Consider the following 10196-nt stretch of genomic DNA (forward strand, 5'->3'; position numbering starts at 1 on the left):
CGGCCCGTCCGTCGGCGTGATGGACCGACGCCGGCTCGGCTACGCGCTCTCGGCGGTCGTAGTTCTCGCGTTGCTCGTCTATCTCGGGTTCGCGATGGGCGTGTTCCCGTCGCTTCTGGCCGGCTACGACGCCTCGAACCCCGGTGACTCCGGCTACGAGCACACCGACGTGACCGTCGTCGACGCCGACAGTGGCGAGGCGTTGGGGCGAGTCGACGCCGCCGTCGCCGACACGTTCTCGAAGCGTTACGTGGGCCTGAGCGACACCGAATCGCTGGCCGACGACCAGGGAATGCTGTTCGTCCACGACAGCGTCGCCGAGCGGACCTACGTGATGCGGGAGATGGACTTCGGCCTCGACATCGTATTCGTCGATTCCGACGGGACGATTACCGAAATCCACGAGGCACCCGCTCCAGGACCCGACGAGAACGGCAACGACCAGCAGTACACCGGCACGGGGCAGTACGTCCTCGAAGTGAATCGCGGGTGGACCGACGACCGCGGCGTCGAGGTCGGTGACCGACTCGTCTTCGAGGTGTAGCGGCCCGTCCGGCCGATGTGCCAAGCGTTATACTGACCGAACAGGCAGTTCAGGTAATGGCGGAGAGTGCCGTCGGGGCCGACGAGGACGACCCCTTCGAGGAGCAACGGGAGAACGCGGAGAACCCGATGAGCAGGCTGTTCGCCGAGTACGGCCGACCGAACGCGTTACAGGTGACCGTCGGGGTTCTCGCGAGCATCTTTGCGCGACTGCTCGATTTGCTGCCGCCCATCATGCTCGGCTTGGCCATCGATTCGGTGTTCGGCGAGCAGGCGTTTTCGCTGTGGCTGGTGCCGGAGGCGTGGACGCCGACCGACGAGGTGACGCAGTTCTGGGTCGTCATCGGCATCATCGCCGGCGCCTTCGCGCTCGGGGCGGCGTTCCACTGGATACGCAACTGGGGGTTCAACTCCTTCGCACAGAACATCCAACACAGCATCCGGACGGACACCTACGACACGATGCAGCGGTTGAACATGGACTTCTTCGCCGACAAACAGACCGGCGAGTTGATGTCCATCCTCTCGAACGACGTCAACCGCCTCGAACGGTTCCTCAACGACGGCCTGAACTCGATGTTCCGGCTGTCGGTGATGGTGTTGGGCATCGGCGGCGTCTTGTTGTACTACAACTGGCAGTTGGCACTCATCGCGCTGCTTCCGGTGCCGCTCATCGCCGGCTTCACCTACCTGTTCATCCGGATTATCCAGCCGAAGTACGCCCGCGTCCGCTCGTCGGTCGGAAAGGTAAACTCCCGACTGGAGAACAACCTCGGCGGGATTCAGGTCATCAAATCCGCCAACACCGAACCCTACGAGTCCGACCGGGTCGACGACGTGTCGATGGAGTACTTCGACGCCAACTGGGACGCAATCGAAACCCGCATCAAGTTCTTCCCCGGCCTCCGACTGCTCGCGGGCATCGGCTTCGTCGTCACGTTCATCGTCGGCGGGCTGTGGGTGTTCACCGGCACCGCACCCGGTCCGCTGACCGGCGACCTCTCGGTCGGGACGTTCGTCGTCTTCATCCTCTTCACCCAGCGGTTCATCTGGCCGATGGCCCAGTTCGGCCAGATAATCAACATGTATCAGCGGGCCTACGCCTCCTCCGAGCGCATCTTCGGGCTGATGGACGAACCCGACCGCCTCGCTATCGACCCCGACGCCGAACCCCTCGACGTCGAGTCGGGCCGCGTCGAGTACGACGAGGTGACCTTCGGCTACGACGGTGAGGAGACCATCGTCGAGGACATCGACTTCACCGTCGACGGCGGCGAGACGCTCGCGCTCGTCGGGCCCACGGGCGCCGGGAAATCGACGGTGTTGAAACTCCTCCTCCGACTGTACGACGTCGACGAGGGGGCGATACGCATCGACGGGCAGGACATCCGGAACGTGACCCTCCCCTCCCTGCGACAGCACATCGGCTACGTCGGACAGGACACGTTCCTCTTCTACGGTACCGTCCGGGAGAACATCACCTACGGCACCTTCGACGCCGACGAGGAGGCCGTAATCGAGGCCGCCAAGGCCGCGGAGGCCCACGATTTCATCACGAACCTCCCCGACGGCTACGACACGATGGTCGGCGAGCGCGGCGTCAAACTCTCCGGCGGCCAACGCCAGCGCATCTCCATCGCCCGGGCGGTCCTCAAAGACCCCGCCATCCTCGTGTTGGACGAGGCGACCAGCGACGTCGACACCGAAACCGAGATGCTCATTCAGCGGTCGCTGGACCGCCTCACCGCCGACCGAACGACCTTCGCCATCGCCCACCGCCTGTCGACCATCAAGGACGCCGACACCATCGTCGTCCTCGAAGACGGCGAAATCGTCGAGCGAGGCACCCACGAAGACCTACTCGACGAGGGCGGACTCTACGCACACCTCTGGGGCGTCCAGGCCGGCGAGATAGACGAACTGCCCGAGGAGTTCATCGAGCGTGCGGCCGAACGGCAGGCCCGCACGGACGCCGACGACGATTGAGACAGAAGGGACCGTGGGTCAGCAGTTCCTCAGACAGTTTGCATGCCGTCTCGAACGTCGTCGTCCGACGGCGACATGTCGTGATACTCGTTGGCGTGGTTCTGGACGAGTTCGACGATTTCGTCGTCGTCGTCCGAGTGAACTTCGAACGCACAGGCGCTACAGGAGTACTGGTGTGTCATGCGGTCGGCACTGGGTGAAGCACCGACAAAGTTAGTCGCCCTGTGTGTACAGTACGGTCGCGTTATGCGGCCCGCCGAGCGCGCCGATTTAAGTGCCACAGCCACCCATTGTAGGGTATGCTCCGGCTCGCGGTCGCGACCGACGCCGAAACACTCGAACGAATCCGCGACCCGCTCGCCGAACGCGACATCGAGGCGACGTACGTTCCTACGAGCGAGCGCGCCCAACCGCTCGCCGAGCCGCTTGCCGACGGGGAGTTCGACGCCGGTTTCGTCTTCCCCTCGCGGCTGATGGAAGGCGGCGTCGCCGACGCCTTACTGGACGTGCCGTGGGTCAACGACCGGGAGGCCATCCTCCGCTCGCGGAACAAAGCCGGCGCACTCGCCCGTCTCGACCGCGCGGGCGTCGCGACCCCCGAGTCGGTGTACGTCTCGAATCCCGTCGACGAGTCCGAACTCCGGGCGACCTTCGAGCGGTTCGACCCGCCGGTCGTCGTCAAGCCGAACTCGACGACCCGTGGCGTCGGCATCGCCAAAGCGGGCGACCTCGATTCGTTCTTCGGCGTGTGCGATTACCTCTCCTTGGTCCACGACTACCGCGCGACCGGCGACCGGTCGTTTCTGGTCCAGGAGTACCTCCCCGACGCCCGCGACTATCGGGGCGATGGTCGTCGACGGGGAGTACGTCGGCGCCGTCGAGCGCCGCCTCCCCGACGCCGAGCGACGGGCGGGGCGCTGGAAACACAACGTCCACCGCGGCGCCGTCGCCGAGGGGGTCGAACTACCGCCAGAGCACCGCGAACTGGCCGAAGACGCGGCCGAAGCCCTCGACATCGACTGGCTCGGCGTCGACATCCTCGTCTCGGGCGACCGCGCGGTCGTCAACGAGACGAACGCCCGCCCGACGGTCGACGCAGCGACGAAGTACGACGCGGGCTTCTACGACCGCCTCGCCGCCCTCATCCGTCGGACTGCACGTCGAGACCGCTAACGTACTGTTCGTTTCGAATAGGAGTCCGAAAGAGGGAAACCGAGCGCCGAGGCCTCAGTCGAGGTCGATGTTCGCCGAGTTGCCGGTTCGGTCGAGCGTGATTTCGAGGATGCCGTTGTTGAACGTCGCCGACGCCGAGTGTTCGTCGACGCGGGCGGGGAGTTCGATGCGCTCCTCGTAGTCGCTCGTGTCCGTCGACGCCGAGATGGTGACGTGGCGGCCGTCACACTTGATGTCGATGTCTTCCTTGCGGACGCCGGGCATGTCCGCGACGACCCGAAGTTGGTCGTCGGTCTCGTAGATGGAGACGTGGGCGTCGCTACCGAAACCGGCGTTGCCCGCCGCGCTCACGCCGCCCGTCATCTCCTCCATCATTCGCTCTATCTCGCTGAAGATGTCGTCGAAGGGGTCGTCGCGGTCGTCACGGCGCATACCCGTCGGTATGTGAGTCGCCATCAAAAGCCTTCTGTCGAGGGCAGAAATCGATATCCGACGCGGACGGAGATTAGAAACCGACGCCCATCGTCTCGTTGGTGCGCTGGATGGACTCCTCGGCGTCGGCAGTTCCCAACACGGCGCGGATGGCGTCGACGTTCTCCGGTACCACGTCGGATTCCTGGTGAATCGCCTGGAACAGATACAGGTCGTCGCCCTCGACGCTGATGGACTCCGACCAGATGCAGTTCTCCCAGATGTCCGCACGGGGTCGGCCGCGGTCCATCGCGTACTCTTTCAGTTTGCCGGCGCCGTCGATGTCGTAGGATTCGGGGACGAGGAACGTTCGGGACTGAGCGTCGAGCAACTCCCGCACCTCGTCGGCGTCGGGGGCGTCCTCCAGCGTCACGTTGACCGAGTGGGTGTGCATCAGCGTCGCGGGCACCTTCAACCCGAGCGTGTCGATAGCGAGGTCTGGGAAGATGGTGTTCACGTCGGGGCCGTGATGCGAGGGCAGCGAGACGGGGTTCGGCAGGATGTCGTTGATGGGACCTCGGCCGGTCTGGGCGGGGTCGCCGCCGCGGCGGACCAGGGTGACGCGGGCCTTCTCGACGCCGTACTCCTCCTGTAGCGGCGCGAGCAGTCGCGAGAGGCCGGTCGTGTTACAGGAGACGACGCGGACGTGGTCGGCGTCGGTGGCCTCCTCGAAGTTGCTTCGGGCGTTGAACGAGGCGTCGACGAGGTCGGCGTCCTCGCCGCCCTGATACAGCGCGGGCGTGTCGTACTCCTCGTACAGCGACTTGTTCTCGGCACCGATGCCGGACGGGCAGGCGTCGACGACGATGTCGGCGGCTTCGACCAGCTCCTCGACGGTGCCGGTCAACTCGATGCCGGCTTCCTCGAACAGGTGGACGCGGTCCTCGATTGCGGCGTACAGCGGATAGCCGTTTTCGACGGCGAGTTCCGCCTCGTGGTTGGGGCGGGTCTTGGCGACGCCGACCAACTCCATGTCGGGTTGGAGCGCGACGGCGTCGGCAACGCGTTTGCCGATGGTTCCGTAGCCGTTGACCGCGACCTGAATGCTCATACCTCCGGGTCGTGTGCCGACGGGAATAACCGTTTCTCTCCACGCCGCAGGGAGGTGGCCGGCCGAACCGTTAACACCCCGGCGTCTGTGGGTTGAGTATGCACCCCACGATAGCGGACACGCTGGAACTCACCGCCGAAAAGTATCCCGAGAAAGAGGCGCTGGTGTATCCGCGGCGGGACCGCCGCTACACGTTCGCGGAACTCGACGAGCGCGCCGACCGACTGGCGAACGCCTTGGCCGACCTCGGCGTCGAGAAGGGCGACCGCGTCTCGACGATGCTGTACAACGGTTCGGAAATCGTCTGTACGGTGTTCGCGTGTGCGAAACTCGGCGCGGTGTTCAACCCCCTGAACTACCGCCTGCCGGCCGGCGAGGTCGAGTTCATCTGCAACGACGCCGAATCGAGCGTCCTCATCTACGAGGACGACACCCGCGAGGCGGTCGAAGGCGCCCGCGAAAACCTCGACACCGTCGAGGAGTACGTCTTCATCGAAGAGGACGCCCCCGACGACACCCACGACTTCGACGCCATCATCGAAGCGGCGCCGGCAGAGCGGCCAGACACGGTCGTCTCCGAGGACGACGTGTACGCCTTCATCTACACCTCGGGGACGACGGGTCGGCCGAAGGGCGTCGTCCACGAACACCGCGACATGGTCGAACACAACCTCATCTGCGTCGCGGAGGGCGGCCTCCGGAAGGACGACGTGGGGCTGTCCGCGCTGCCGCTGTATCACTGCGCGGAGTTACACGCTGCCCTGTTCCCCCGGATTCAGGTTGGTGCGAAAAGCGTCGTCCACCACGAGTTCGACCCCGTCGCTGTACTTCAGGACATCGAGAAACACGACGTGTCCGTGATGTTCGCCGCGCCGACGGCGTGGAACGGACTGGCCCACGCCGCCGAGGAGGTCGACGCCGACACCTCCTCGCTGCGGCTCGGCCTCTACGGCGCCTCGCCGATGCCGAAGGAGGTACTCGACGCCTGTATGGAGCAGTTCTGTGACGACTACCTCCAGGCCTACGGCATGACCGAAATCGGCCCCTGCGGGACGTTCCAACATCCCGACGAGCAGATACCGAAACAGGGGTCGGCGGGCAAACCCGCGCTGAACCACGACCTCCGGGTCGTCGAACCCGACGGCGCGCCCGACGAGGAGGTCGAGCAGGGCGACATCGGCGAGATACTGTTCGCCGGACCGTGTACGATGCGGGAGTACTGGAACCGCCCGGAGGCGACCGCCGAGTCCCTCCGGGAGGAGGGTGGCGTCGAGTGGTACTACTCCGGCGACCTCGGCTACCTCGACGACGACGGCTACCTCTACGTCGTCGACCGGAAGGACGACATGATAATCACCGGCGGCGAGAACGTCTATCCGACCGAAGTCGAGGACGTTCTCTTTTCGCATCCCGACGTAGTCGAGGCGGCAGTCGTCGGCGAACCGCATCCCGAGTGGGGCGAGCAGGTCGTCGCCTACGTCGTCGGCGACACCGACGCCGACGCCCTGGAGTCGTTCGTCCTCGACAGCGACGACCTCGCGGACTTCAAGCGGCCCCGTGAGTACCATTTCGTCGAGGAACTGCCGAAGAACCCCAGCGGGAAAGTCCAGAAGTTCAAACTCCGCGAGGAGTAGTCCGCGAAGCCAATCCTTTTCGTCGTCTCGGACGCAGGTCCGGACATGAGCGATTCGGACGTACTCGATATCGAAGACCCCGAAGCCGTCGCCGCGGCGGCCGAGACCGCCGTCCAGCAGTGTCTCGCCGTCGAATCCGACGAGAGTTGCGTCGTCGTCACCGACGACAAACGCCAGCCCATCGGCGAGGCGCTGTACGACGCCGCCCTCGAAGCCACCGACGATGCCGTCATCGTCCGCTATCCGCCGGGACCACAGCACGGCGCGGAGCCACCCGAACCGGTCGCCGGGGCCTTGGCGTCGGCCGACGCCTTCCTCGCGCCGACGACGAAGAGCCTCAGCCACACCCGTGCCCGCTCGGACGCGACCGACGGCGGCGCCCGCGGCGCGACGCTGCCGGGCATCACCGAAGAGGTGTTCACGACGGGACTGGACGCCGACTACGACGCCATCGCCGCCGAGTGCGAGGCGATGCTCGAGAACGTCGACGGCGCCGAGGAAATCCGCGTCACCTCGCCGCAGGGCACCGACATCACCTTCGAGTTGGGCGACCGCGTCTGGAACGACGACACCGGCATCGTCCACGAACCGGGCGACTTCTCGAACCTCCCGGCCGGCGAGGTGTTTATCAGCCCCGAATCCGCCGAGGGCACCTACGTCGTCGACGGTACCATCCGACCCCACGGTCTGCTCGACGAGGGACAGACGGTTACCTTCGAAGTCGAAGACGGCTACGTCACCTCCATCGGCGACGACGCCATCCGCGCCGATGTCGAGGAGGCCGCCGAGCAGGTTGGACAGAACGCCTACAACATGGCCGAACTCGGCATCGGGACGAACATCGGCGTCACCGACCTCGTCGGCAGCGTTTTGCTCGACGAGAAGGCCGGCGGGACCGTCCACATCGCACTGGGCGACGACGCCGGCATCGGCGGCGACAACGACGCGCCCATCCACCTCGACGGCATTCTGCGGGAGCCGACGGTGTACGTGGATGGGGAGGAAGTGGAACTTCCTCAGGTCGAGCGGTGAAACCGCGAGATGGGGAGGAAATCGGGCTCCCGACCGTCGAGTGACGCTCAGAACCGAGCGTACCAGAACAGTCCCCCGAGGACGACCACAAGTAAGACGAGAAAACCGACGAACAGCGCGACCCCGCCCGGGAGGAACGTCCCGAGGATGGCCCCGATGGAGACGAACCCGATGGTGGCGAAGGCGTAGAACAGATACATCCGAACCGCCGAATCGGCGAGGGACACGGCATCGAACGCGGTGGCCGGTGAAATAATCCTATCGGCAGGTCACGGTCGAAGCCTCGTCATCGTCGGAGCCACGCGCTTATACGTTCGCACCGTCAAGTGCGGCCAATGAGTCAACAGCGCGTCGCGGTTCGGTGTCCCTCCTGTTCGCCGGCCGACGAGACCGCCCACGAGGTGCTCAACCACGGTGGGCAGGCCACGGTTCGGTGCAGCGAGTGCAGCCACGTTCACAAGACGACCATCGAAGAGGAGTCCCGCGTCGACCGCCGGGTCATCGTCTCCCAGGACGACGAATCGACGGAGGCACGGGTCGAAGTGCCGCCCGAGGAGGAACTGTCGACGGGTGACGAGTTCCTCGTCGAAACCGACGAGGCGATTCTCACAGCGCGTATCACCTCCATCGAGACCACCGAGGGCGCCCGCGTCGACGAAGCCAGCGCAGAGGACGTAAAGACGCTGTGGACGCGTGCGGTCGGCAACGTCGCAGTGAACCTGACGCTACACCCGAAGGACGGCGGCCACGACGAGACCCGAAGCGTGAAGATACAGGTGCCCGGCGACGAGGAGTTCGTCGTCGGCCGGACCCACGAGTACGGCGGCGAGGAGTTCACCGTCGAGCGCCTGCTGGTCAGAGAGGACGCCACCGACTACTACCGAGAGGGCTACGACCACGCTGGCGACGCGGCGCTCGCGAAGGACCTCAAGCGGGTGTACGCCCGCGACGAGAACTCCACCCAGCGGGCGTGGTCCGCCTGGTAGGACCGTGTTCCGACGCGACGACGACCCCGAATCGGATTTCGAGACCCGTCGCGAGCGGATGGTCGAGGCGCTCGCCGAGAGCGGCCGCATCGAACGCGAATCGACCATCGAGGCGCTGAAGGCCGTCCCGAGACACGAGTTCGTTCCACCGGAGCGACAAGGGAGTGCCTACGCCGACCGACCGCTCCCCATCGGCAACGACCAGACCGTCTCTGCCCCCCACATGGTCGGCATCATGTGTGACAGACTCGCCTTGAGCAAGGGCGAAGCGGTACTCGAAATCGGCACCGGCTGTGGGTATCACGCCGCGGTCACGGCCGAAATCGTCGGCGACGGCAACGTCTACAGCGTCGAGTACGTCGAGTCGCTGGCCACCGAGGCCCGAGAGCGACTCGACGACCTCGGGTACGACGTTCACGTCCGCGTCGGCGACGGCCACGACGGGTGGCCCGAGTACGCCCCCTACGACGCCGCGTATCTCACCTGCGCCGCCCGCGAGTTACCCGAGGCGGTCCTCGACCAACTCCGGGAGGGCGGCCGGTTGCTCGCGCCCGTCGGCGACCGTCGACAGCGACTCGTCCGCGCGGTCAAACGCGAGGGTGGCATCGACCGCGAGGAGTTCGGCGGCGTCCGGTTCGTCCCGATGCAGGGTGGCGATTCTTGAGGCCGGAGCGCGAAGTCGGCGTATGCCAACGCAGGACCGAAGCGAGCCACCCTGGCGCGAGATAGCGTTGCTGTGGGCGGCCCGCCGCTGTGGCGCCCTCGACGCGCTGTCGACGACCGCGGGGACGCCCGAGGCAGTCGCCGACGCCACCGATATCGACCCGGAGTCGGCCGAGCGTCTCGTCGCGGCGCTGCAGTCGCAGGGCTTTCTCGCCCGCGTCGACGGGGAGTACGAACCCACCAACCGCCTTTTGGGTTTTCTCACGAAGACCGACCTCCGCTCTATCGGCCGCCTGCCCGCAGAATTGGATGCCTTCGAGCGATGGGTCGCGCTGCCGGGGACACTGGAGGGCGAAGCGCCGCCGGAACCCACTGACGCCCTCCGGAACGAACTCGGCAAAGAGGCCGCCACCGACGAGACACGTCTGCGGTCGGAGGTGACGACCGCGGTCCACGCCGCCCCCGACGGCGACAGCGTCGTGGTGGTCGGCGATGGAGCGGGCCGTCGTGCCGTCGAGTTCGCCCGCCGTGGCTGGTCGGTGACGTTGCTGGACAGCGAAGCTCGAATCGACGCCGCCGAGCCGCTACTCCGGCGGGAGTCCGTCGACCTCCGCCGCGGCGACGGAACCGAGATACCGCCGTGTGACCTCGTGGTCG

The 10196-nt window shown here is 66.0% G+C and carries 11 protein-coding genes and 1 pseudogene; 8 read left to right on the top strand and 4 right to left on the bottom strand.

The window, feature by feature from the left end; all coding sequences use genetic code 11:
• The first annotated feature begins 94 nt into the window (after window positions 1-94).
• Together GJ631_RS13920 and GJ631_RS13925 are read left to right on the top strand one after the other, a co-directional pair.
• Window positions 95-544: a DUF192 domain-containing protein gene (locus GJ631_RS13920; protein ID WP_197425078.1), complete on the top strand. Its 450-nt coding sequence runs from the start codon at window positions 95-97 to the stop codon at window positions 542-544.
• 56 nt (window positions 545-600) lie between these two features.
• The gene (locus GJ631_RS13925; RefSeq protein ID WP_156709738.1) at window positions 601-2529 is read left to right on the top strand and encodes an ABC transporter ATP-binding protein; all 1929 of its coding nucleotides are present in this window, start codon (window positions 601-603) and stop codon (window positions 2527-2529) included.
• 29 nt (window positions 2530-2558) lie between these two features.
• On the opposite strand, the gene GJ631_RS13930 is transcribed toward GJ631_RS13925, so the two are convergent.
• Window positions 2559-2711: a DUF1059 domain-containing protein gene (locus GJ631_RS13930; RefSeq protein WP_156709739.1), complete on the bottom strand. Its 153-nt coding sequence runs from the start codon at window positions 2709-2711 to the stop codon at window positions 2559-2561.
• Between the two features lie 117 nt (window positions 2712-2828).
• Here GJ631_RS13930 and GJ631_RS13935 point away from each other — a divergent pair.
• Window positions 2829-3702, top strand: a pseudogene (locus GJ631_RS13935) (RimK family alpha-L-glutamate ligase).
• A gap of 54 nt (window positions 3703-3756) precedes the next feature.
• Here GJ631_RS13935 and GJ631_RS13940 read toward each other — a convergent pair.
• Window positions 3757-4134, bottom strand: coding sequence for an Hsp20/alpha crystallin family protein (locus GJ631_RS13940; RefSeq protein WP_156709740.1), 378 nt, complete (start codon window positions 4132-4134; stop codon window positions 3757-3759).
• Between the two features lie 73 nt (window positions 4135-4207).
• A complete protein-coding gene (locus GJ631_RS13945) occupies window positions 4208-5224 on the bottom strand; it encodes a type II glyceraldehyde-3-phosphate dehydrogenase (RefSeq protein ID WP_156709741.1) in 1017 nt (338 codons plus the stop codon).
• 92 nt (window positions 5225-5316) lie between these two features.
• On the opposite strand from GJ631_RS13945, the gene GJ631_RS13950 reads away from it, so the two are divergent.
• Window positions 5317-6858 (top strand): long-chain-fatty-acid--CoA ligase, encoded by a 1542-nt coding sequence (locus GJ631_RS13950; protein ID WP_156709742.1) that lies wholly within the window; start codon window positions 5317-5319, stop codon window positions 6856-6858.
• 45 nt (window positions 6859-6903) lie between these two features.
• Window positions 6904-7890 (top strand): aminopeptidase, encoded by a 987-nt coding sequence (locus GJ631_RS13955; RefSeq protein WP_156709743.1) that lies wholly within the window; start codon window positions 6904-6906, stop codon window positions 7888-7890.
• Between the two features lie 47 nt (window positions 7891-7937).
• Here GJ631_RS13955 and GJ631_RS13960 read toward each other — a convergent pair whose 3' ends face one another.
• Window positions 7938-8117, bottom strand: a complete 180-nt coding sequence (locus GJ631_RS13960) for a hypothetical protein (RefSeq protein ID WP_156709744.1) — start codon at window positions 8115-8117, stop codon at window positions 7938-7940.
• A 108-nt stretch (window positions 8118-8225) separates the two neighbouring features.
• Here GJ631_RS13960 and GJ631_RS13965 point away from each other — a divergent pair, with 108 nt between their 5' ends.
• The 3 genes from GJ631_RS13965 to GJ631_RS13975 all read left to right on the top strand — a co-directional run.
• Window positions 8226-8876, top strand: a complete 651-nt coding sequence (locus GJ631_RS13965) for an HVO_0476 family zinc finger protein (RefSeq protein ID WP_156709745.1) — start codon at window positions 8226-8228, stop codon at window positions 8874-8876.
• 4 nt (window positions 8877-8880) lie between these two features.
• Window positions 8881-9540 carry a protein-L-isoaspartate O-methyltransferase gene (gene pcm, locus GJ631_RS13970; RefSeq protein WP_370518680.1) on the top strand — a complete coding sequence of 220 codons (660 nt, stop codon included), beginning with the start codon at window positions 8881-8883 and terminating at the stop codon, window positions 9538-9540.
• Window positions 9541-9562: 22 nt separating this feature from the next.
• Window positions 9563-10196, top strand: a 634-nt coding sequence (locus GJ631_RS13975) for an SAM-dependent methyltransferase (protein ID WP_156709746.1), incomplete at its 3' end; no start/stop codon positions are given.

The organism is Natronomonas sp. CBA1123 (assembly GCF_009741925.1).
GTDB lineage: Archaea > Halobacteriota > Halobacteria > Halobacteriales > Haloarculaceae > Natronomonas.